Origin of the sequence: Niallia sp. FSL R7-0271 (assembly GCF_038005785.1) — a bacterium.
In the GTDB taxonomy this organism is placed as follows: Bacteria; Bacillota; Bacilli; order Bacillales; family Cytobacillaceae; genus Niallia.
In genome coordinates, this window is record NZ_JBBOTZ010000002.1 from 609,207 (window position 1) to 630,478 (window position 21,272).

Here is a 21,272-nt window from a genome sequence, read left to right on the forward strand (position 1 = left end):
AAAGGAAACGATTGATTACTATTTATCCAGAAAAATCCAGAAATGGTTCTTGACGTTCTTATATTATACGCCGTATAATATGATTATCCTAATACTATACGCCGTATAATATTATAAACGAACATGGGAGGTGTTCCATTTAAATGTCTTTTCAGCTTGGTTCCTCGTTACTTGATGCCTGTGTTCTTGCAGTCTTGGCTAAGAGTGATGCATATGGTTATTCCCTTACACAGCAAGTGCGTGAGATTATGGATATTTCCGAATCAACACTTTATCCTGTACTGCGCAGGCTTCAAAAGAAAGATTACTTAACAACATATGATCAACCATATCAAGGCAGAAATCGGCGATATTACCGAATTACAGATAGTGGGATTGAAAAGTACCAAGAACTTATTCAAGAATGGTTGGAGCATAAGCAAAAAATTGATTCTGTCCTATTAGGAGGTATAAAAGATGACTAAAGAAGAGTATTTAAAAAAGCTCCGATCGAAGATTAAGAAATTGCCAGATGAGGAGGTAAATGAGGCAATAGAATATTATCATCAATATTTTGAGGAGGCTGGCGCAGAAAATTCCCAAGCAGTGATTGCTAGCTTAGGTTCTCCAGCATTTGTTGCATCCCAAATTCTTGCAGATTATGCCACTAAGGACTTGGATACTCATAAAAACACTACCAAGAAGAATTTCTCCGCCATTTGGTTTATCATCCTGGCTACTGTAGCTTCTCCCATAGCTTTGCCATTGGCACTATTCATCATTTGCTTAGCAGTAACATTAATTTTAGTATGCGGTGTTACCATTCTTACTTTTTTCATTTTTATCATAGGCTTACCTATTTGTGGCCTATTCAGCATTATTTCTGGCGCTGCAGTTATTCTGCAAGATTGGCAAACAGCTATTTTCTTTATAGGAATAGGCATTATTGCATTGGGAATAGGCTTACTCTTATTTTCACCATTTGTCCAATTCTCCAAAAAGGTAAGCGCGAGTATTGTTAAATTACTAAAAAAACTGCTCGATACATTTAGCATGAAACGCAAGGAGGAAATATAAATGAAACAACCTGTAAGACGGATTACGATAATTGCCAGCGGATTAATTGTGCTCGGCATCCTTCTTGCTGCTATTGGCTTTTTCTCTGGTGCAAAATTATCGATTATAAAAACAGAAACTGGCTTAAAAGCAGTTGGACCAGAAGATAGAAAGCATGAGGAATGGGTACTAAATGAATTTAAAAATCTTGAAGTTGATCTGGCTGATGCTGATATTGAGATAATTCCTTCTAATGAGTACAAACTGGAAATACACAGAATGGAAGGCAGTGAAATAACCCATCAAATTAAAAATAACACACTAATTATTAACGATAAAACAGCTTTTCCAGCAATTACATTTAGTATGAATTTCTCTGGGGCCATCCAACAAACGAAGATCAAAGTTTATATTCCTGAAAGTACAGAGTTTGACGACGTTTATATTGTTAGTAAATTTGGAGATACAAACATTAATGGAGTGACTACAAATAATTTTAAGATTGCATCTAATGATAGTGATGTCGTAATAAAGAATGTTAAATCAAATAAATTAGCGATTGAAAACAAATTTGGAGATATTACCGCTTCGAATGTTGAAGCAGCCCAATTAGCTATCCAAATAAATGATGGAGATGCCGAGTTGAGTAAAATTGATATTACAGAAAATGCAAGTGTGATTAACCAGTTTGGCGATACTAACTTAAGCGATTTTACAAGTCATGACATTAAGCTCGAAAGTAAAGACGGTGATATCAACATAAAAGGTAAATTATTAGGTCAATCAATCATAGATTCTAAATTTGGCGATATTAACTTGGCATTAGCAAACAAGGAATCAGAATTGAGTTATGATATCGACAATGATTTTGGTGATATTACTATTAATGGAACAGAAATAGTCTCCAAAGCGTCTAAATCCGTAAATGGAGAGGATACGCTAACCGTTCAATCAAATGATGGTGATGTTGAGATTACTTTGGAATAAAGAAAGGGTAACACCAAATAAATTTATACGGTAACGTATTGGGGCTTTCCAGAGTTGGGAAGCCTTTTTATCAGGAAAGGTTAATGAAGGATTTTCACTCTATAAAAAAGAATATTAGTTTATAAACACAGTCTTTTAAAAGGAGTGAAAGGTAAATGTTTAGTAGTGTCGGTCAAATTATGTTATATGTTCATAACCAAGATGAGGCAGTGAACTTCTGGACAGAAAAATTAGGGTTTGCTGTAATCTCTGAAGAAAACAACAATCAAGGAATGAGATGGATTGAAATTGCTCCAAAAGAAGGAGCGGAAACGAGCATCATTTTGCATAATAAAGAATTCGTTGCTAAAATGTCGCCAGGATTAAATCTTGCTACACCATCTTTAATGTTTTTCACAGACAATCTTGATCAATTATACAGTGAGTTAGTAAACAAAAAAATAACAGTTGGCGAGATTGTAAATATGCCATCTGGCCGAGTATTTAACTTTGCAGATAATGAAGAAAACTATTTTGCAGTAATGGAAAAATAACTCGTTAAAATAAGTATCTCCTCAAAAAACAATATGGGAAGAGGAAATAGAAACGGAGAGAAGAGGTATCGTAGTATGGCCCGACACAACTACATCATAAGCCCTTACCATCCTATGTATGCTGACCAGACGGTCAAGATGTGGAGAGACAGCAAGGAAAAAGCTATTGGTCAAAAAGAAGTTCATAGTATGGAAAACCATATTACCTTTTTAAATGATATATTGCCTGACAAATATAAAATAGAATTGGCGATTGCCGATGACAAAATCGTTGGAATGATTGCCTATAATGATAGGGAAATAAGCCAGCTTTATATCCATCTGGACTATCAAGGAATCGGGATAGGTCAAACATTATTAGACAAGGCAAAAGAACAATCCAGTGGGAAATTATCATTATATACATTTGAAGTTAATGTAAACGCACAACGTTTTTATGAGAAGAATGGTTTTAGGATCATTGGCAGAGGACATGAAAATGAAGAGAATCTACCTGATATTCAATATGAATGGACAGTTTAACAGCTAATATTTTCTATAGTAATCCGACTAGCTGAAATGATTGGTCTCTGTATTTCTGATAATTTCCATTCGCGCTGTCGCTCTAGCGAAAATGCTAACACATCTTCCTTTATTTGGAGATATTAATAAAACAGAAAAACCATGCTATAATTGGATATTTTAATAGTTAAAGGTCATCAGAATTTCCTGATGACCTTTAACTATTAGGATATGTAAATGGATAAAACCTCTTTTTTTACTTTCATATAAGCCCCAACCTAACATCTTACGGTAAAATATTACTATTCGGATAATGTAAGCAGTAATGGAGGAAAAAACTTGAAAAAACCGTGGATATTTATAATTATTTTCGCTGTTTCAGCAATGGTGGCTAGTGCCTATATTTATAATAATGCTAAAGCTAACGGAGATAAGGAAATGATCCTTGGCTATACAACTGGAGATAATGATTCTTATAAATCACTGACATCCTTTCATAAATATATAAACACGATAGCGACAGATACTTTTTCATTTAATGAAAATGGCTATATAGTAGGAGCGACACCAGAAAATGAACTGGGGTATGCAAAAAAGAAGCAGATAAAAACATATGCAGTTATTTCTAACTTTGGGGAAACTGATTTTGATGCAGAGTTAGCACATATAGTTATGACGGATAAGGAAGCAAAGAATAGATTTATAAAACAACTGATAAGCTTATCGAAGGAAAATGGATATAGCGGAGTTAATATCGATTTTGAAGCAATTAACCCAATTGATCGTTCAAACTATTCTAATCTTATTAAAGCAGCCTCCTCCGCTCTGCATAAAGAAAAAGTGAAAACAATGGTATCTGTGCCGGCAAAATCATCCGATGATAAGAAGAATGATTGGACTTGGCCGTATGATTACAAACAAATTGGCAAATATGCCGATTATGTTCAAGTGATGACGTATGATGAACATGGTTCTTGGGGAGATTCTGGCTCTATAGCAAGTAGAGATTGGTTACAGGATACATTGGACTATTCAATAAAAAATATAAAATCAAAGAAAATACTTATGGGGATTCCAGCGTATGGATATGATTGGAATCTGGATGACTCTGCACAAAATAAACTAGTGCAGTGGGATTATATTCAGGAGCTTTTGAAAAAACATAAAGTAAAACCTACATATGATAAAGTGACAGCGTCTGTATTTTTTACTTATAATGATAATCAGAAGCAAAAGCATGTTGTCTGGTATGAAAATGTATCAACCATTGAGAAGAAAACAAAACTCGTAAAAAAATATAAACTTGGCGGTGTATCAGTCTATGCACTTGGCCATGAATCAACAAGCTTTTGGAAAGCGATTCAGCAAGGGATTAAATAAGTTTACTATTCTATGAACTAAAACAGAGACAATTCTTCAAATTGTCTCTGTTTTTAATTCTATTTTTTAATGACTTTAGGCTCCCGATATCTCTCTAATACAAAATCAATAAAATGCCTGCAGGCAATCGGCAGTACTCGTTTGTCTTTGTATGCAAGGCTGATGGTGCGTACAACAGAAGGGATGAGTGGTTTTGTGCTGATGCGGTAAGGGCATCTTTGGAGCACAAGACCAGGCAAAATAGAAATGCCAAGTCCCTGTTCTATCATGGACATAATCGTATAGTCATCATGTACGTGGTAGTGAATATTTGGTTCAAAACGGTGTTGCTCAAAAGTAGTCAAAGCTTCACTGACTTCACCTTCCTCTAACAGAATGAAGGGATCTTCGGTCAAGCTGTGGAGGGGAATACGATCAAGGCTTGCCAATGGATGATCTACTGGCAAGACAGCAAGCATATCATCAGCTTGTAATCTGATTATTGTCAGATTTGTTATTCCATATGGATTTACAAAGCCAAAATCGACACTTCCTTCTTTAATCCAATTGGCGATGTCCGTATAATCTCCTTGATGCAGTTCAAAATGAACAGCTGGATACTTCTCTTTAAAATCCTTCATTAGTCTTGGTAGCCACTGGCTGGAGACACTCGAAAAGGTGCCAATCCGTATAAGCCCGCTTTCAAGACCTTCCATTTCTTTTCGTCTCTCAATCAGCTCTCGATGAGAATTATATATTTTCCTGATGAATGGGAGAAGTTCTTCTCCGTCAGGGGTCAGTGTTATCCCTGTTCGAGATCGTATGATTAACGTAGATGAAAGCTCTTTTTCAAGTGTATGTATCATTTGACTGACGGCTGATTGCGTATAGCCAAGCTGTTCGGCAGCTTTCGTAAAACTGCCTGTTTCAATCGCTTTGATAAAGGCGTAATATGGATTCATTTCCATCCCTCCTAAAGCATTAGGGTTTCTAATGGTTAAATTATAAATATTCGTTTTACTAATGTAAATACAGTTGCTAATATAAATCCAGAAGAATATAAGTAGAGGGAAGGGCTTAGGCACTATGACACAAAAAAAGGCAAATTTGATTTTAGCTACTGTCTCGATGGGATGGGGAACTTCATATATTTTTATGAAGCTTTTGGCTGATACCGTATCACCTATGACAATGGTGTCCCTGCGATTTGGGATTGCATTTATCGTAATGGCTTTATTGTTTTCAAAACGGATTTTTCCAATAGATAGGAAGACATTGAAATATAGTATGATTACAGGATTGCTTTTATTAGGAATTTTTATGTTTCTTTCAATTGGAATGAAAAGCACCACCGCATCCACTGCAGGTTTCCTGACTAGCACAACAGTGATTTTAGTTCCTGTTTTGCAAGCAATTATTAATCGGAAATGGCCAAGTACAAAGATTACTTTAGGAGTTATCATTGTGTCTATCGGACTTTCGCTTCTGTCATTAGGCGATGACTTTGCCTTGTCAGCTGGAGCTCTCTACTGTTTAGCTGGAGCACTTTTTTATGCAGTGCATATTATCGTGACAAACCGCTTTATAAAGGTAGCAGATCCATTAAAGCTCGGTGTGTATCAGCTTGGTTTTGCGGCCATTTATGCTGCGATTAGCGGGATATTCCTATTTGATAATCTCACGCTGCCTCAAGCGGGGATGGATTGGTTGGCAATTCTCGGTTTAGCGCTGATTTGTTCTGCATATGGATTTGTAATGCAGCCGATTGCGCAAAAGTATACTACACCTGAAATGACAGGGTTTTTATTTGCGCTGGAGCCGATTTTTGCAGCCGTGTTTGCCTTTGTTTTTCTCCAGGAAAATATCGGCCTGCAAGGATATGTAGGGGCATTACTTGTGCTTTGTGGCGTGTTGACCGCAAGTATGAATACAGATAAGATAGGAAAAGCAAAAAGGAAGCAGCAAGTTGAACTAAAGACAAAACAGCCTGTGTAAAAATCACAATAGAGCGTATTATTTGTAGTCTGAACACGTTTGAGATACTCTTTTCATGGTAGAAATACTGCTTTTAAACATAGGGGAGAGGTTAAACCGATGAATAAAATATCTCGAACAAGAACAGTATTGCTTCTGACTTTTCTCGTTATTGTCTGGGGAGTCAACTGGCCGTTATCTAAAATGGCGCTTAGCTACACACCTCCATTGCTGTTTGCAGGAATTAGAACAGTACTTGGAGGATTGATATTGCTTGTGTTTGCATTGCCAAGAATAAAGCAATTAAGATTTAAAGAAACATGGCACTTATACGTAATTTCTGCAATATTAAACATCATCATATTTTACGGATTTCAAACAGTAGGCTTAGGCTATATGCCAGCTGGATTATTTTCAAGCATCGTCTTTATTGAACCAGTTCTACTGGGAATATTCTCATGGATTTGGCTTGGAGAGTCTATGTACGGGTGGAAAATCATCGGCTTGATACTTGGCTTTGCTGGTGTTGCCATTATCAGTACTGGCGGGTTAACAGGTGATATCTCTATGCTTGGTATTCTACTTGCGCTTGGTTCAGCAATTGGCTGGGGATTAGGAACTGTATTTGTTAAGAAGACAGGCAGTTCTGTTGATTCTATATGGATGGTCACAATGCAGCTCCTCATTGGAGGGCTTTTCCTGTTAGGTGTAGGTTCAAGCATAGAAAGCTGGTCAAGTATTGAGTGGCAAATGCCGTTTATTGCTAATTTGCTGTTCATTTCCATCTTTGTCATCGCCTTTGGGTGGCTTGCTTACTTCACCCTAGTAGGCACTGGAGAAGCAAGCAAAGTAGGTTCCTACACCTTTCTCATCCCGCTGATTGCGATTTTTTGCAGCTCTATCGTTTTAAATGAATCGATTACTTTCAAGCTTGTGCTTGGACTTATCTGTATCATCATCAGTATCTGTTTTGTGAATATTAAGCTGAAACCAAGACGAGTGAAAACTCAAATAGAAGGATAAATTTATCTCCATGAAAAGAGCCTTTTGTGTGTAAAAGGCTCTTTGATTTTTTGCCGGCAAACTATAAATTTTATTAAAATCTATTAAAAAATACAAAATGTGGAATATTACATAAGCTGCGAAGGATTAAAACCAAGAAATTTGTTATTTTTGCTTGCATCCCGCGCCTGAACATAATAATGTGGATATAGCCTTTTTATAAAATGAACATATAGGAGTAATTTCAATCAGGGGGTAACAAATGTCACAAGCACGTCATCATGAGCTGACCATAATAGACTTTGAAAAGACAGGTCAGCAAACTATATTTGTAAAGTTAGCAGGTTTTGATGCTAACTTAGAGAAAAACTTTGCCGGCGAGGTGAAATTTGTCGGAGCTATGCCGTACGGAGATCTTATACATGCCAAAAGATCATTTTTGTCAGCTGAATGCAGAGAATATATTCAGTCATTGTTGGTGGATAAGTATAGTTCTGGGGCATTTAATTAATAAGGGGGGGTAGCATGAAAGTAGTGAGTGCAAAAGATTGTGGGAACTCCCCTAAGAAGCTTTTTATCCAAAATCATCTTATAGCTTCCGCAAAAAAAGACATTTTTGAGCTGGAAGCAACTTTCGCTGCTGATATTATTTGGACAATAGCAGGGAGTGACAGAATTTGTGGAAAAAAAGAAGTATTAGATAGCTTCCATAAAAATTGCACTGATAACATAGTGGAAGTCGGAATCCATCATATTATTACACATGGCAGTACGGCCGCCGCTAACGGCAGCTATAAAACAGCTAATAACAGCCAAATTTCCTTCTGTCATGTTTACAGCTTCGTTAGTGCTGGTAAAAATATCATTAAGGAAATGACTACATATTTAATAAGAGTATAAGGGGGTAAGTAAATGGAACCTAAATGGCTGGAATGGTCGAAGCAACTACAAGCGATTTCCCAAGCAGGCTTATCGTATTCAAAGGATGTATATGATATAGAAAGGTTCGAAGCAATCCGTAAAATAAGTGTAGAGATAATGGCTATGCATACAGAGGTGGATTCCACTATTATTAAAGACTTGTTTGCCAATGAAACAGGGTATGCCACCCCAAAGGTAGATATTAGAGCAGCTGTGTTTAAAAATAACAGAATCTTATTGGTGAAAGAAAAGACTGACGGTAAATGGGCGCTACCTGGCGGCTGGGGAGATATTGGACTGTCACCAAGTGAAGTGGCTGTTAAAGAAGTGAAAGAGGAATCGGGGTTTGATGTGAAAGCAACAAAATTAATGGCTGTGTTTGATAAGAAATTTCATGGCCATCCACCGTCTCCTTCGCATGTATATAAGATACTTATACACTGTAAAATTATTGGCGGAAATGCTGAGGTTGGAATAGAAACAAGTGAAGTTCAATTTTTTGCGGAGGATGCGTTGCCGCCTTTATCTCTGCCAAGAAATACAGAAGCACAAATCCAGATAGCTTTTAAACATCATTATAACGCTAATGAGCCAGTTTATTTTGATTAATCTTTAAAAAAGTTTTTTTTTGTATTGACACTTACTAATATTTGTTTTATTATTATCTCATATTCAAGATATCTTAAATCGAGATAAACAAAAAAGTTTTTGCTTTTATTTTTGTTAAATATCTCGAATTCGAAATAAATTCACTTAACAGTGGATGCAATTACAAGTGTAAGTAAACAATGAAATGGAAAATGCTAAAGATTATGAATTAATGAAGCGGAGGAAGAAATAATGAGCAAAAAAACAATGGGAATTCACCACATTACAGCAATTGTCGGCCATCCACAAGAAAATGTAGACTTTTATGCAGGGGTTCTAGGCTTAAGATTAGTAAAGCAAACAGTCAACTTCGATGATCCAGGAACATATCATCTATACTTTGGTAATGAAGGAGGAAAACCTGGTACCATCATCACCTTCTTTCCATGGGCCGGAGCAAAACAAGGAGTAATCGGAGATGGGCAAGTTGGTGTTACTGCGTATGCAGTGCCAGCAGGAGCAATGGCATTCTGGGAAAAAAGGCTGGAAAGTTTCCAAATACCATTTACTAAAATGGAGAGATTTGGAGAACAGTATCTTGAATTCGATGACCCACATGGTCTTCATCTAGAAATAGTCGAAAGAGCAGACGGAGAAACAAACACATGGACTTTTGGTGGCGTGACTCCAGAAGTCGCAATAAAAGGTTTTGCTGGAGCTACTTTATTATCCGCACAGCCAGAAAAAACGGCTGACTTGCTGGAAAATGTGATGGGTCTTGAATTAGTCGGCAAAGAAGGAGATTTTGCCCGCTACCGTGCAACAGCTGATATTGGTAATATCATCGATCTGAAATTAACATCTATTGGCCGCGGTCAGATGGGAGTCGGAACAGTCCACCATATTGCATGGCGTGCTATTGATGACGCAGACCACTTAGATTGGCAGGAATATATTGCAGACAATGGTTATGGAGTAACAGCTGTTCGTGACAGAAACTACTTTAATGCCATTTACTTTAAAGAACACGGAGAAATTTTATTCGAGATTGCAACAGATCCTCCAGGATTTGCGCATGATGAATCTCAACAAACAATGGGAGAGAGTTTAAAGCTGCCAGCTCAATACGAGCAGCATAGAGCACAGCTTGAAAAAGTGCTTATTCCGATAGAAGTAAGACCACTTGATTAACAGGGCAGAAGCCATTTTCAATGGCTTCACCCGCCAGGTTTTTAGATAGCATTCGTAAAATAAAATGGAATAAAAAAGGAGAAGATAGTAATGGAAGATGTAGGTTTGCTTATAATTAGAATAATGGTTGGAATTGTGTTTTTATATTATGGATCTCAGAAGCTGTTTGGCTTATTTGGAGGACATGGTATTAAAGGAACAGGCGGATGGTTTGAGTCAATCGGTGTAAAGCCAGGTATTCCGGCAGCGTTTTTAAGCGGTCTGGGCGAATTTGTAAGTGGGATTTTAATGATTCTCGGTTTGTTTTTACCTGTAGCAGCAGTTATTATAACCATTATTATGGCAGGAGCAATTGTAAAGGTGCATGGTTCTAAAGGCTTCGCTGCTGGTGGTGGCGGGTTTGAATATAACCTAATGCTAATAGTTGTGGCAATAGGACTTGCATTAATTGGTCCAGGAGCATTTGCAATAAGTTTATAATGAAAATTTAGAGGTACACTAGTATTGACCGTAATAAAAGTTAATGTTATAATTATCACGAATTAGAGATATTTTAATTAAAGGTATTTATATTTTTTTCGCTCATATCTCGAAATCGAGATAAAAAATAGGAGGATAACTTACATGAATGAGTTAAAAGGACTTCATCACATTACCGCTATAACTAGCAGCGCTGAAAAAATTTATGAATTTTTCACATACGTTTTAGGATTGCGTCTCGTGAAAAAAACAGTCAATCAAGATGACATTCAAACATATCATTTATACTTTACTGATGATGTTGGAAGTCCTGGGACAGATATGACATTCTTTGATTTCCCTGGTATTCCAAAGGGAGTGCATGGCACAAACGAGATTTCCAAAACCTCCTTCCGCGTGCCGACAGATGCAGCTCTTGAGTATTGGGTGAAACGTTTTGACAAATACGATGTGAAGCATAAAGGTATTCAAGAACAATTTGGGAAAAAGATACTTTCATTTGCTGATTTTGATGACCAGCAATATCAGTTGATTTCAGATGAACAGAATGAAGGGGTTGCAGCAGGTACACCTTGGCAAAATGGTCCAGTTCCATTGGAAAATGCTATTACTGGACTTGGCCCAATCTTTGTTCGCACCTCTTACTTTGATTATTTTAAAGAAGTGTTAGAAAAAGTATTTTTAATGAGAGAAGCAGCTCAGGAAGGCTCCTTCCATCTGTTTGAAATGGGAGAAGGCGGCAACGGAGCACAAGTTATTGTGGAATTCAATAATACCCTTCCACAAGCAAGACAAGGCTTCGGTACTGTTCACCATGCTGCCTTCCGCGTTGCCGATCGCAAAGAATTAGATCAGTGGCAAAGCCGTTTAGCAAGCTTTAAGTTGCCAAACTCCGGGTTTGTAGAGCGCTACTACTTCGGATCACTGTACTCTAATGTTGCACCACAAATATTATTCGAACTAGCAACAGATGGGCCTGGGTTTATGGGGGATGAGCCATATGAAACACTAGGCGAAAAATTATCACTGCCACCATTTTTTGAATCAAAACGGGAAGAGATTGAGAAGCTTGTCCGCCCGATTAACACTGTTCGCAGCAATTTAGAAATAGACAAAGAATACTTGTAATAAAAGGGGAATGAACATGGGTTTTTTCAATAAATTATTTGGAACAAAACAAGAGGAGGTAGTAAAAATGGAAAAATTAAATATTGGAATCGTATTAGGATCAACTCGTGAGGGACGTGTAAGTCCACAAGTAGGAGCATGGGTAAAAGAACTAGCAGACAAACGCGGTGACGCAAACTACACAATCATTGATATTGCAGATTATAAATTGCCATTCCTTGGTGAGCCAGGAGCAGACGCATCAGGTGCAGCAGCATGGTCAGAAATTATTGCTAAACAAGATGGATTCGTGTTTATTGTGCAGGAATACAACCACTCCATTACAGGTGCTTTAAAAAATGCTTTAGACTTCCTGCGTGATGAATGGAATAACAAAGCAGCAGGAATTGTATCGTACGGCTCAGTCGGAGGAGCACGCGCTGCAGAACATTTACGCGGCATTTTAGGTGAGCTGCTAGTTGCAGATGTTCGTGTTCATCCAGCATTGTCCTTGTTCACTGATTTTGAAAACGGCACAGAATTTAAACCGAAAGAAGTGCAAGCAGATTCTGTTAACCAAATGCTAGACCAAGTAATTCCATGGTCTACTGCTCTAAAAACAATCCGTAAATAAATTAGTTAGTAAAAAAAGCTTGTGCTTCAGTGCACAGGCTTTTTTTTGGAAGAATGCTGATTGATTCCTTTTCTATAGTTTCTTACCCACTGATTATTGAGGTAATATATCTATTTTTTTTCACAAGTAACTGGAGACCAGAAACTATCCTTCTTAATTACTACCGACTCAACCTTCTCGAAATGATCAAAACATTTCTCAATAATAAGGTTATTTTCCTGATGATTTTTAACAATCAAGTTAATAGCTAATACACCAATGATGAGAATAAAAATGCTTGTAATTATTATTGTATTAAGTTTGTGTTTGTACAAATAGGAAACGCTCCTTCCTTATACAAAATATTAACATTAATAACAGATTTAACCTGCTGAAATTTTCTCTTTGACCATTACCTTATCTAGTAAGGCTAAACATAATTAGCCACTAATAGCGAGAAACTACAGAAAAAGAAAATAAGGTGAGGTTGTATTGATGAAAATGCTTAGAATATTTCTTTTCCTTTTTACCATCCTTGTTATACCACCTTCTGTTTCCGCTCAACAAAAAGTGCCAATCTTAATTTATCATTCAATTGACGAATTTTCCGGACAAGGCTCCAAAGAGTTGTATGTTACTCCTGAAAACTTTGAAAAGCAAATTGAATATTTACGAAAAGCTGGCTTCACTTTATTAACATTTGAGCGCTGGGAGGACATTTCAAAGGTTAACAAGCCGATTTTTCTTACATTTGATGATGGATACAAAAATAACTGGGAAGTATATAAGATTTTTCGGAAATTGAAAACAGAGCAATTCCAACCGACTGCAACATTTTTTGTTATTGCAGATTTTATTGGTCGCTCTAATCGGTTATCGAAGGCAGAACTAAAAGAACTTGCTGATTCTGGGATTATCTCCATCCAGTCTCATACAGCAACACACCCTGATTTAACAAAAATAACAAACTATCGAGCAGAACTAAAAGGATCGCGAGACACTATTCAAACGATTACTGGCAAACCAGTGATAGCAGTTGCCTATCCGTATGGGAGCTTTAACAGTAGCGTTATGGAGCAAGCAAAGAGGTACTATAAATTTGGACTTACTACAACTCCTGCCTATTACGCTAACGAAGGCTTGAAAGATGGGGAGTATCTGCTGCCTCGTATTTATATTAAGTACACAACCTCATTGGATGAATTTACAAAAATAGTGGAAGGAAATTAGGGTGGAATGGTGTGTACTCTATGCCAAGCTGGCGAAAAATATGAATATTATATGGCATTTTTTGCTAAAGTGAAGACGCTTACCATCAGATAAGATATGATAGAAAAAAGCAGCTTAATTAAAGGGGGGGATGTAAAGGAATGACTTTAACGAAACTTTCTATTAGTAAAAATAGACAGCTATTAATAGGTGGTATCGCATTATGTATTATCATAGGTTGTATTTACACAGCAGCAATACTTCATCTAAAAAGGCAAGTGGAACAGGAAAATATGGTCTTAAATGAAGTGAAGGGTGCAAATACAGAATGGAAGAGTAATGGAAAGGAGTATCATTTATTAAGTGCAGTTGCGTATTTTCAAATGGAAAAAAAGGTTGGAAATCAGATTATTTTGTCTGGTTCAATGGAGCAAAAGGTAAACGTTCTTGGGAGTGAGGAATTGATAAGTTCCGCAGAGATGATGGTTGAGGGCGAAGAAAGTAATGAACTGCTTTTTTTTGATCCGAAAGTAGAGTATGCTACACTTCCTCAAGAACTGAACAAAGCAGTTACAGAAGATACAAACACATTGATGGAGGCCGCAATTTCCTTTGATAAGCCTTATTCATTAACAGAGCTGGAAGATATTTTAGGCACCAAGCATGTTAATTGGCTATGGGTCGAATTGGATTCAGCGGTTGATAAAAAATTAAAAGAAGAGGAAGGACAATCAGAAGATTACACCACATATGTGGAAGGGCATTCGGCTATCGGTTTTCCAGTAAATGGGTCCGGATTCGAAATAAAAGGGCAGCTTTTTCTTAATAAGCTAGCAAAACAAATGCAGGAAGAGACATATCGCAAGGAAGCTCAGCTTATTTTAACAGCGCTTAACAAAACCTCTGCCCCATCTGTTACGGATATTAAGGCAAGAGGCACCGTTGTTTCTGGAACACCGGAACAGCTGCAGACTCTAGCGAAATTAAAGATAATCAGAGCATCTACAATTGGCGCTAAAATTACTCAACAAAAGGAGGATCAGGCACTTTGAAGCATGAATGGCGAAAACATGAAAAGGGGTTGTACTTGCCAAAAGCAAAACCAGAGCTTGTGACTGTTCCAGAGCAAAAGTTTTTTATGATAGATGGACAAGGAAATCCGAATGGAGAAGAATTTGCAGAAAAGATTAAGGTCTTATATTCCCTTGCATATGCAATTCGGATGATGCCAAAAGGCGGCTATACACCTCAAGGGTATTTCGAATATACTGTTTATCCTTTAGAAGGGATATGGAGCTTAACAGAAAAAGGCAGGCAGCTGCAGGAATTAAATAAAGATGAATTTTTATACACGATTATGATCAGGCAGCCGGACTTTGTATCAGAAGAATTAGCCCAATTAGTAATGGAACAAGTAAAGAAAAAGAAGCCTCATCCTTATCTGGAGGATGCATATTTCCAAACAGCAGAACAAGAAGAATGTGTGCAGATGCTCCATGTAGGTCCATATGATAATGAACCCGAAACCTTCGCGATAATGCATGAGTTTACTAAGAATAATAACTTAGAGAGAATATCCCTTGAACACCGGGAAATATATTTATCTGATGCGAGAAAGGCAGCTTCAGCAAATTTAAAAACAGTATTAAGATATAAGATTAGTCATATGCAAACAGAAATATAAGGGGGAAAAGGGAACTTAGTCAGTTCCCTTTTTATATGGTTGACTAAAACCTACCAATATTTGTATGATTATTGCAAGGAAGCAAGTAACCTCGATTGGAGTGGGGAATATGAATCAATCAAGCTGTCCGAATTGCAACGGAAGTGACATCAAGAAGGGGATTATCGCATCAGGTGTTAATGCTTTGCATATGTACGCTTACGAAAATAGAAGAAGCGAGCCTTCGCCAATCCTGTCATACTATTGTGCAGATTGCGGGTATATTATTGGTTCGTTTGTGGAAAATCCCAGCAAAATAAAAGAATGAATATTTTTATAGTAAGTTAATGTAATTGTTCCTAAATAGATATGGAGGATAGTTATGAATCTCATTCTGGAAACTAGTAATCTTCAAGATTATTTAAAAGAACAAGTTGAAGTTGATTTTTCTCATCCTCTCATTCAAGCTGCCTCAGAGGAGCTGTTTGTTAATACATATTCAGACTTGGAGAAGGTTAAAAAGGCTTTTGAGTTTGTTCGTGATGAAATTTATCATTCGTGGGATATACAGGGAAAGCTCGTAACTTGTGCTGCTTCAGATGTGTTGGCAAATAAACAAGGCATATGTTATGCTAAGTCGCATTTGCTAGCAGCAATTCTGCGGTCACAAGGAATTCCAACAGGCTTTTGTTACCAGAGGCTGCTGCTGTTTCAAACTCCTGAAGAAGGATACTGTGTGCACGCATTAAACGCTGTGTATATAAAATCCCTTTCAAAATGGATTAGATTGGATGCCAGAGGCAATAAAAAAGGAATTAATGCTCAGTTTTCCATTGAAAAGGAAAAACTAGCTTTTACTATCAACGAGGAGCTTGGTGAAGTGGACTATCCTGTCATATACGTTCATCCACATCCGAAGGTACTTGCTGTCCTTAAGGAAAATAAGGATGCGATTACCATGTATAAAGAGCGTTTGCCAGAAGCGCTTTGAGTTTAATAGAGCGGTGGAGGAAAACCTATGAAACATAAACCTTACGTTATTTCTATTGCTGCTGTGTCTGGCGGCGGCAAAACGGCAGTAGCAAAGCACTTAGCAGCTAAGTGGAATAAAGGAGTGCAACTTATTCATTTTGATGACTATGAGTTAAAAGGACCGCATCACTTTGGGGAATGGGCCAAGAACAGTGGAGATTATAATGATTGGGATGTTCTACCTATTGTTGTCGATATTTGCTCATCACTTGAAAATCCAGCGGTTGAAATTATTATTTTAGATTATCCGTTCTCCACTCTTAATACCCAGTTGCAGCATTTGATAGATTTATCTATTTACATAGACACTCCGTTAGATATTGCGATGGCCCGAAGGATAGTTCGTGATGAGTTTAGCTCTATTACTGAAATACGAACAAATTGTCAAAGTTACTTGAATGAAGGCAGACGCGCATATCAAGGCATGGTTGAAAAAGTAAAGCCAAGCGCTGATATAGTAATCGATGGTACTTTACAGCTGGAAGAAATAACAGCTAGGATATTTACTAACATAAAACAGGAGCGGAAGTAGTAATGAATATAAGGATTTCAGCTAAAGCAATAATCATAGATAATGACAAGTTATTGTTAACGAAGAATCAAGACGACGAAGGGTATTTTTATTTATTCCCAGGCGGCGGGCAGGAGCACGGTGAAACATTGGAACAGGCCGTTAGAAGAGAGTGCCTGGAAGAAGTCGGGGAACAAGTGGAAGTCGGTTCATTGGTTTTTATTCGCGAATATATCGGCAAAAACCATGAGCATGCTTCGTTTGATTATGACTTCCATCAAGTTGAGCATTATTTTATTTGTAATATAGAAAATGGTCAAAGTGAAAAAACAAAACCAGCAAATCCTGACACTAATCAAGTCGGTCTTGAATGGCTGCCTATCGATAAGTTACTTGACTACAGGATATATCCGAAAGAACTGCTTCAACAAATTATTAACTATACACAAAATATCACCACACCTGTATATTTAGGAGACATTAATTAATATACGCTTTTGAAACCAAAAAGGAGGAAAGATACTGCAGCATTGATTAGTTTATTTCCCGCAGTCTCTTCCCATCATGCATCTCTTGAATGCCTTCCTCACAGACTCCGTATGAACGCCAAGAGCATGTTTCACATACTACTTGAATATCGGCAGGCACAGTTCGATTTCGAACAGCTGCTTCAATATTCCGCCACTGCAGTATCTCGCCAATTTGAAGGCCTAACTTTTTGAGAATGGCAGCATCTCTTTCATATATATGTGCATCCTGACAGTGATACTTCCCTGAGTTTGGGTATTTTTCGCATAAATGATCAGGTTCATTTACGATTTGAATATATGTATGAGGATTATTTCTCAATGTTTGATGCAGTTTTGTCATGTTTTTTACATATTCCTCTGAATATCCCATGCCTCTGTATCCTAATAGACAAAAAAGATGATGACCTCGCAATTTATACATCATTCTAATCCTCCGTAAAAATAATAAGTTAACCATAAATAATATATGGTTAACTTATTATTAATATAACATTTAATGATGTTATCGTAAATATAGATGGTTTTTACATGTTTAAATAAAATCAATTTAATGAGAAATCAGCTGCCAATATTATGGAAGCTGATTTTTTTTGCAGCTAATTCAAATCGAATTGTCGCGAGTAAAGCTGGGCATATGTTCCATTGTTTCGAATTAACTTATCATGTGAGCCTTCCTCTAAAATACCATCTTTATTTAAAATGATGATTCGGTCTGCATTGCGAATGCTTGACAGGCGGTGTGCGATTACAATCGTAGTCCTATTCTTTGTTAACGCTTCCAACGATTTCTTGACAACTGCTTCGCTTGCGTTATCCAAGGCACTTGTCGCTTCGTCAAAAATAAGAATGGACGGGTTTTTCAGAAAAACTCGGGCAATGCTGAGGCGCTGCTTTTGGCCACCAGACAGCTTAATGCCTCGTTGACCTATTTCAGAGTGGTAGCCGTTCGGTAAGTTCATAATAAAATCATGGGCATCAGCATGCTTTGCGGCTGTGATTATTTCATCTATCGTTGCAGCAGGCTTGCCATAGCGAATATTATCTAGAATGGTGCCTGTAAATAGATAAACATCTTGCTGGACAATGCCAATTGATCTTCTTAAATAATCGAGTTTATAATCTCGGACATCCATATTATCTACGAGCACTTTGCCTTCTGACACATCATAAAAGCGGGGGATGAGGGAACATAATGATGTCTTTCCGATTCCTGACATCCCAACTAAAGCGACATACTCACCTGGCTGTATACACAAAGACAAATTCTCGAAAACATTATGCAAACGGTCTTCATAGCGGAAGGAAATATGGCGAAACTCCACTTTTCCAGCTATGACAGCTCTGGGTAAGCTTTGTGTTTCTGCTTCAGGTTTGGTTTTCATAATTTCCATAAATCGCTGAAAGCCTGTAATCCCTTCTTGTAGCTGTGTGCTCATATGTGCAAGATGAGAAACAGGTTCAATCATAAAGTTGATATACAGCAAAAAAGTCAGCAAATCAGCTAAGTCTAATGTTTCGTTGGTAATTTTGGCACTGCCGATGACGACTACTGTTACAGTGATTAGTTGGAGCAATACTTGAAAAATATTATAGAAAGTTGCTTCTGCTTTATATGTGTTTTTACGGCTTTCAAAAAAAGAGCTGTTCTTTTGGTTGAATTTTAGTATTTCTTCTTGTTCGTTAACAAAGGATTTCACTGTTCTTATACCGGCTAAACTGTCCTCAACCTGAGCATTAACCTCGGCAATCCGTTCTTTGTTGTTACGTAACGCTTTATTAACCACCTTATTAAACAAGAAGGCACATATAGCCAAAACTGGGGTAAAACAAAATACAACAATAGTTAAAGCTGCATTGATATGAAACAGAATAACGAAAGCGCCGAAAAAGCGGACGCTGTATTTCAGATAATCTTCCGGTCCATGATGGTACAGCTCTGAGAGGAGCAGCAAATCATTGGTAATTCTGGACATTAGCTGACCCGTTTTTTCTTTATCAAAAAAGCTGAAAGGCAGACTTTGCATATGCGCAAACAGCTCACTTCGCATGTCTGTTTCCATGCGAGCACCAAGCTCATGCCCTTTATAATCAACATAAAAATAGATAAGATTTTGCACGATAACCAATGCAAGCATTAACCCGCCGACCCAATATATCTGATCCAATCCGGCCGAATAACTTCCAGCTAGAAAATCCTTTGTAATATAGCGCACAAGCAATGGAAAAGCCAATGCTAGAGTTGATGCGAGCAAAGCACAAGCTAGAATGGAAAAAAACTGCTTTAAATATGGCTGATAATAGGAAAGAAATTTCTTTATAGGAAAATCCATGTTTTAACCCCTTAAATGTATTATTTAAATAATTCATATAAGGGGATACACATCTGAAAAATTATGAATCAGTGCGCCCCTTATAGTTTTCTGCGCATAAAATCATGTTTTTGTTTTTCATCTGAATTCCTCCTTAGCTTAGATAGATTCATTATATACTGCAGTCAGAATGTTTAGAATACAGGTATGTAAGTTAATTGTGCCTAAATAATTACATTTTGCGCTCTATAGATGAAAGCAAGCACCAAACTTAAGAGCGCTTGCTTTTTTATGTATAAAATTAGACTTCATTAGGGAGAAGCCCCCATGCTTCTGTTAAGGCTTTTGCGATTGCTTGCAGTGCCTTCTGTTCGTCTGCACCATCTGCCCACACCTTGAAATATGCTCCCGGTTTTATTTCCAATGACATAACCTCCATTATGGCACAGGGAGAGTTTTGTAGATTTACTGAACGGTTATTATATTCGAGGAAAATTCGCGATTGAAACATAGAGGCACTGCTTACTAACAAACATGCCGGGCGGGCAAATCCTGTTATGGCAATAATGTTAAAATGCATTTCTGTCATTTTTTGAATCTACTCCTTTCATCCAAGGTAAAATATGGATGTCTGTATCTTTATTATGGTATAGAAAAACAGTGTACCGGTAACCTAATCATCGCAAAAGATTGCCTAATACTCTCACAGCACTTACTAAAATTACAGGAATTGGTTTATAATCACTAATAGTGAGTGAGGTTTTAAGGAGGCAGTTATGACAGAACTATCAACAAATCAATTGAATGAGCTGAGCAAGCTTATAAACCGTTTTACAAATAGTGAAGGTTCAAATAAAACAGCTATTCCGTCATTATTTTTTATCCGAGAATCTGATATTACTGAACCAATTCATGCCGTATTTAAACCGTCGTTTTGCATCATTCTTCAAGGAGAAAAAGAAGTGCTACTTGCTAGTGACCGCTTCCGGTATGGTCCTCAAGACTATATTGTTTCATCTGTTCACTTGCCGGTAACCGGACAGGTAATTAAAGCTTCTAAAGAAATACCTTACTTGGCATTTAAGCTTGAATTTACACCGAGTGAAATTTTATCGCTTTTAGATGAAGCTAGAAATGAAAGAGCAAACCAGAAGATGAACAGAGCAATGTTCATAGACAAGGCAGAACCAGTTTTGTTGGATGCAGTAACTCGCCTTGCCCGTTTATTAGATAGACCACAGGATATACCTGTACTGGCTCCACTTTATAAGAAAGAAATATTGTATTTAGTTTTGCAAGGGCCACATGGAAACATATTAGAGCAAATGGCGTTAGAAGGAAGCCAAGTCTATCGAATTAGGGAAGTAATTGAGTATATTAAACGTCACTACGTCGAAGCTTTCCGGATAGAAGAGCTTGCGGAAAAGGTAAATATGAGTGTGGCGACACTGCATCGGTACTTCAAACAAGTTACAGCAATGAGCCCGATACAATTCCAAAAGAACTTAAGGCTGCAGGAAGCAAGGAGGCGTTTATTGGCAGAAGCAACAGACGCAGCAGAAGTTGCCTTCCAGGTCGGCTATGAAAGTCCGTCCCAGTTCAGCCGAGAGTATTCCCGAATGTTTGGGCTACCGCCTAAAGAAGACATTAAACAGCTTAGGGAAAACCAAGTACACAGCAAAAATGCCTAATAGTAAAAAGCGGACCGAAATTATGAGTTCGGTCCG

General features: G+C 37.5%; 27 protein-coding genes. 23 read left to right on the plus strand and 4 right to left on the minus strand.

Annotation, left to right across the window (positions count from 1 at the left end; genetic code table 11):
• The first annotated feature begins 143 nt into the window (after positions 1-143).
• From MKX82_RS23045 to MKX82_RS23070, 6 genes are all read left to right on the plus strand, one after another.
• Positions 144-464 carry a PadR family transcriptional regulator gene (locus MKX82_RS23045; RefSeq protein ID WP_233315584.1) on the plus strand — a complete coding sequence of 107 codons (321 nt, stop codon included), beginning with the start codon at positions 144-146 and terminating at the stop codon, positions 462-464.
• Positions 457-1,056, plus strand: a complete 600-nt coding sequence (locus tag MKX82_RS23050; RefSeq protein WP_341080396.1) for a DUF1700 domain-containing protein — start codon at positions 457-459, stop codon at positions 1,054-1,056. The genes MKX82_RS23045 and MKX82_RS23050 overlap by 8 nt, the downstream gene beginning before the upstream one ends.
• Complete coding sequence (locus MKX82_RS23055; protein ID WP_341080397.1) at positions 1,057-2,022, plus strand: DUF4097 family beta strand repeat-containing protein; 966 nt, start codon at positions 1,057-1,059, stop codon at positions 2,020-2,022.
• 155 nt (positions 2,023-2,177) lie between these two features.
• Positions 2,178-2,555, plus strand: a complete 378-nt coding sequence (locus MKX82_RS23060; protein WP_341080399.1) for a VOC family protein — start codon at positions 2,178-2,180, stop codon at positions 2,553-2,555.
• Positions 2,556-2,630: 75 nt separating this feature from the next.
• A complete protein-coding gene (locus tag MKX82_RS23065; RefSeq protein ID WP_341080401.1) occupies positions 2,631-3,077 on the plus strand; it encodes a GNAT family N-acetyltransferase in 447 nt (148 codons plus the stop codon).
• A gap of 363 nt (positions 3,078-3,440) precedes the next feature.
• On the plus strand, positions 3,441-4,436 hold the full coding sequence (locus MKX82_RS23070) for a glycosyl hydrolase family 18 protein (RefSeq protein ID WP_445738868.1): 996 nt from the start codon (positions 3,441-3,443) through the stop codon (positions 4,434-4,436).
• Positions 4,437-4,495: 59 nt separating this feature from the next.
• Here MKX82_RS23070 and MKX82_RS23075 read toward each other — a convergent pair whose 3' ends face one another.
• The gene (locus MKX82_RS23075) at positions 4,496-5,377 is read right to left on the minus strand and encodes a LysR family transcriptional regulator (RefSeq protein ID WP_233315578.1); all 882 of its coding nucleotides are present in this window, start codon (positions 5,375-5,377) and stop codon (positions 4,496-4,498) included.
• Between the two features lie 124 nt (positions 5,378-5,501).
• Here MKX82_RS23075 and MKX82_RS23080 point away from each other — a divergent pair, with 124 nt between their 5' ends.
• From MKX82_RS23080 to MKX82_RS23155, 16 genes are all read left to right on the plus strand, one after another.
• Positions 5,502-6,410 (plus strand): DMT family transporter, encoded by a 909-nt coding sequence (locus MKX82_RS23080; protein WP_341080406.1) that lies wholly within the window; start codon positions 5,502-5,504, stop codon positions 6,408-6,410.
• Between the two features lie 99 nt (positions 6,411-6,509).
• Positions 6,510-7,412 carry a DMT family transporter gene (locus MKX82_RS23085; RefSeq protein ID WP_341080408.1) on the plus strand — a complete coding sequence of 301 codons (903 nt, stop codon included), beginning with the start codon at positions 6,510-6,512 and terminating at the stop codon, positions 7,410-7,412.
• 241 nt (positions 7,413-7,653) lie between these two features.
• Positions 7,654-7,902, plus strand: coding sequence for a hypothetical protein (locus tag MKX82_RS23090; RefSeq protein ID WP_233315575.1), 249 nt, complete (start codon positions 7,654-7,656; stop codon positions 7,900-7,902).
• Positions 7,903-7,916: 14 nt separating this feature from the next.
• Positions 7,917-8,291 (plus strand): nuclear transport factor 2 family protein, encoded by a 375-nt coding sequence (locus tag MKX82_RS23095; protein WP_341080414.1) that lies wholly within the window; start codon positions 7,917-7,919, stop codon positions 8,289-8,291.
• A gap of 12 nt (positions 8,292-8,303) precedes the next feature.
• Positions 8,304-8,921, plus strand: coding sequence for an NUDIX hydrolase (locus MKX82_RS23100; RefSeq protein ID WP_233315573.1), 618 nt, complete (start codon positions 8,304-8,306; stop codon positions 8,919-8,921).
• Between the two features lie 231 nt (positions 8,922-9,152).
• Positions 9,153-10,091, plus strand: a complete 939-nt coding sequence (locus MKX82_RS23105) for a ring-cleaving dioxygenase (RefSeq protein WP_233315572.1) — start codon at positions 9,153-9,155, stop codon at positions 10,089-10,091.
• 90 nt (positions 10,092-10,181) lie between these two features.
• Positions 10,182-10,571 (plus strand): DoxX family protein, encoded by a 390-nt coding sequence (locus MKX82_RS23110; protein WP_341080418.1) that lies wholly within the window; start codon positions 10,182-10,184, stop codon positions 10,569-10,571.
• Positions 10,572-10,715: 144 nt separating this feature from the next.
• Positions 10,716-11,699 carry a ring-cleaving dioxygenase gene (locus tag MKX82_RS23115; RefSeq protein ID WP_233315570.1) on the plus strand — a complete coding sequence of 328 codons (984 nt, stop codon included), beginning with the start codon at positions 10,716-10,718 and terminating at the stop codon, positions 11,697-11,699.
• Positions 11,700-11,715: 16 nt separating this feature from the next.
• Positions 11,716-12,312 carry an NADPH-dependent FMN reductase gene (locus MKX82_RS23120; RefSeq protein ID WP_233315569.1) on the plus strand — a complete coding sequence of 199 codons (597 nt, stop codon included), beginning with the start codon at positions 11,716-11,718 and terminating at the stop codon, positions 12,310-12,312.
• A gap of 474 nt (positions 12,313-12,786) precedes the next feature.
• Positions 12,787-13,521, plus strand: coding sequence for a polysaccharide deacetylase family protein (locus MKX82_RS23125; protein ID WP_341081611.1), 735 nt, complete (start codon positions 12,787-12,789; stop codon positions 13,519-13,521).
• 140 nt (positions 13,522-13,661) lie between these two features.
• Positions 13,662-14,552 (plus strand): anti sigma factor C-terminal domain-containing protein, encoded by an 891-nt coding sequence (locus MKX82_RS23130; RefSeq protein WP_341080421.1) that lies wholly within the window; start codon positions 13,662-13,664, stop codon positions 14,550-14,552.
• Entirely contained in the window at positions 14,549-15,184 is a 636-nt protein-coding gene (locus MKX82_RS23135; protein ID WP_341080423.1) for a GyrI-like domain-containing protein, read from the plus strand. The genes MKX82_RS23130 and MKX82_RS23135 overlap by 4 nt, the downstream gene beginning before the upstream one ends.
• Positions 15,185-15,293: 109 nt before the next feature.
• Positions 15,294-15,491, plus strand: coding sequence for an acetyltransferase (locus MKX82_RS23140; RefSeq protein WP_233315566.1), 198 nt, complete (start codon positions 15,294-15,296; stop codon positions 15,489-15,491).
• 54 nt (positions 15,492-15,545) lie between these two features.
• The gene (locus MKX82_RS23145; protein ID WP_341080425.1) at positions 15,546-16,154 is read left to right on the plus strand and encodes a transglutaminase-like domain-containing protein; all 609 of its coding nucleotides are present in this window, start codon (positions 15,546-15,548) and stop codon (positions 16,152-16,154) included.
• Between the two features lie 27 nt (positions 16,155-16,181).
• Positions 16,182-16,727: a uridine kinase gene (locus tag MKX82_RS23150; protein ID WP_341080427.1), complete on the plus strand. Its 546-nt coding sequence runs from the start codon at positions 16,182-16,184 to the stop codon at positions 16,725-16,727.
• A gap of 2 nt (positions 16,728-16,729) precedes the next feature.
• Complete coding sequence (locus MKX82_RS23155) at positions 16,730-17,194, plus strand: NUDIX domain-containing protein (protein ID WP_237944038.1); 465 nt, start codon at positions 16,730-16,732, stop codon at positions 17,192-17,194.
• A gap of 46 nt (positions 17,195-17,240) precedes the next feature.
• On the opposite strand, the gene MKX82_RS23160 is transcribed toward MKX82_RS23155, so the two are convergent.
• The 3 genes from MKX82_RS23160 to MKX82_RS23170 all read right to left on the minus strand — a co-directional run bounded on the left by MKX82_RS23160 (position 17,241) and on the right by MKX82_RS23170 (position 20,134).
• Entirely contained in the window at positions 17,241-17,657 is a 417-nt protein-coding gene (locus MKX82_RS23160) for a DUF1284 domain-containing protein (RefSeq protein ID WP_341081613.1), read from the minus strand.
• 175 nt (positions 17,658-17,832) lie between these two features.
• Entirely contained in the window at positions 17,833-19,566 is a 1,734-nt protein-coding gene (locus MKX82_RS23165) for an ABC transporter ATP-binding protein (protein ID WP_237944040.1), read from the minus strand.
• Positions 19,567-19,846: 280 nt separating this feature from the next.
• Complete coding sequence (locus MKX82_RS23170) at positions 19,847-20,134, minus strand: HPr family phosphocarrier protein (RefSeq protein WP_233315561.1); 288 nt, start codon at positions 20,132-20,134, stop codon at positions 19,847-19,849.
• 187 nt (positions 20,135-20,321) lie between these two features.
• Here MKX82_RS23170 and MKX82_RS23175 point away from each other — a divergent pair, with 187 nt between their 5' ends.
• Positions 20,322-21,236: an AraC family transcriptional regulator gene (locus tag MKX82_RS23175; protein ID WP_341080430.1), complete on the plus strand. Its 915-nt coding sequence runs from the start codon at positions 20,322-20,324 to the stop codon at positions 21,234-21,236.
• The last annotated feature ends 36 nt before the right edge of the window (positions 21,237-21,272 follow it).

Coding starts and splice junctions, on each gene's coding strand:
- MKX82_RS23110 (WP_341080418.1), top strand. CDS start 10,182: ATGGAAGATGTAGGTTTGCTTATAATTAGAATAATGGTTGGAATTGTG.
- MKX82_RS23160 (WP_341081613.1), bottom strand. CDS start 17,657: ATGTATAAATTGCGAGGTCATCATCTTTTTTGTCTATTAGGATACAGA.
- MKX82_RS23120 (WP_233315569.1), top strand. CDS start 11,716: ATGGGTTTTTTCAATAAATTATTTGGAACAAAACAAGAGGAGGTAGTA.
- MKX82_RS23050 (WP_341080396.1), top strand. CDS start 457: ATGACTAAAGAAGAGTATTTAAAAAAGCTCCGATCGAAGATTAAGAAA.
- MKX82_RS23155 (WP_237944038.1), top strand. CDS start 16,730: ATGAATATAAGGATTTCAGCTAAAGCAATAATCATAGATAATGACAAG.
- MKX82_RS23070 (WP_445738868.1), top strand. CDS start 3,441: ATGGTGGCTAGTGCCTATATTTATAATAATGCTAAAGCTAACGGAGAT.
- MKX82_RS23075 (WP_233315578.1), bottom strand. CDS start 5,377: ATGAATCCATATTACGCCTTTATCAAAGCGATTGAAACAGGCAGTTTT.
- MKX82_RS23165 (WP_237944040.1), bottom strand. CDS start 19,566: ATGGATTTTCCTATAAAGAAATTTCTTTCCTATTATCAGCCATATTTA.
- MKX82_RS23060 (WP_341080399.1), top strand. CDS start 2,178: ATGTTTAGTAGTGTCGGTCAAATTATGTTATATGTTCATAACCAAGAT.
- MKX82_RS23055 (WP_341080397.1), top strand. CDS start 1,057: ATGAAACAACCTGTAAGACGGATTACGATAATTGCCAGCGGATTAATT.
- MKX82_RS23090 (WP_233315575.1), top strand. CDS start 7,654: ATGTCACAAGCACGTCATCATGAGCTGACCATAATAGACTTTGAAAAG.
- MKX82_RS23125 (WP_341081611.1), top strand. CDS start 12,787: ATGAAAATGCTTAGAATATTTCTTTTCCTTTTTACCATCCTTGTTATA.
- MKX82_RS23170 (WP_233315561.1), bottom strand. CDS start 20,134: ATGACAGAAATGCATTTTAACATTATTGCCATAACAGGATTTGCCCGC.
- MKX82_RS23065 (WP_341080401.1), top strand. CDS start 2,631: ATGGCCCGACACAACTACATCATAAGCCCTTACCATCCTATGTATGCT.
- MKX82_RS23140 (WP_233315566.1), top strand. CDS start 15,294: ATGAATCAATCAAGCTGTCCGAATTGCAACGGAAGTGACATCAAGAAG.
- MKX82_RS23130 (WP_341080421.1), top strand. CDS start 13,662: ATGACTTTAACGAAACTTTCTATTAGTAAAAATAGACAGCTATTAATA.
- MKX82_RS23150 (WP_341080427.1), top strand. CDS start 16,182: ATGAAACATAAACCTTACGTTATTTCTATTGCTGCTGTGTCTGGCGGC.
- MKX82_RS23080 (WP_341080406.1), top strand. CDS start 5,502: ATGACACAAAAAAAGGCAAATTTGATTTTAGCTACTGTCTCGATGGGA.
- MKX82_RS23115 (WP_233315570.1), top strand. CDS start 10,716: ATGAATGAGTTAAAAGGACTTCATCACATTACCGCTATAACTAGCAGC.
- MKX82_RS23100 (WP_233315573.1), top strand. CDS start 8,304: ATGGAACCTAAATGGCTGGAATGGTCGAAGCAACTACAAGCGATTTCC.
- MKX82_RS23175 (WP_341080430.1), top strand. CDS start 20,322: ATGACAGAACTATCAACAAATCAATTGAATGAGCTGAGCAAGCTTATA.
- MKX82_RS23105 (WP_233315572.1), top strand. CDS start 9,153: ATGAGCAAAAAAACAATGGGAATTCACCACATTACAGCAATTGTCGGC.
- MKX82_RS23085 (WP_341080408.1), top strand. CDS start 6,510: ATGAATAAAATATCTCGAACAAGAACAGTATTGCTTCTGACTTTTCTC.
- MKX82_RS23095 (WP_341080414.1), top strand. CDS start 7,917: ATGAAAGTAGTGAGTGCAAAAGATTGTGGGAACTCCCCTAAGAAGCTT.
- MKX82_RS23045 (WP_233315584.1), top strand. CDS start 144: ATGTCTTTTCAGCTTGGTTCCTCGTTACTTGATGCCTGTGTTCTTGCA.
- MKX82_RS23145 (WP_341080425.1), top strand. CDS start 15,546: ATGAATCTCATTCTGGAAACTAGTAATCTTCAAGATTATTTAAAAGAA.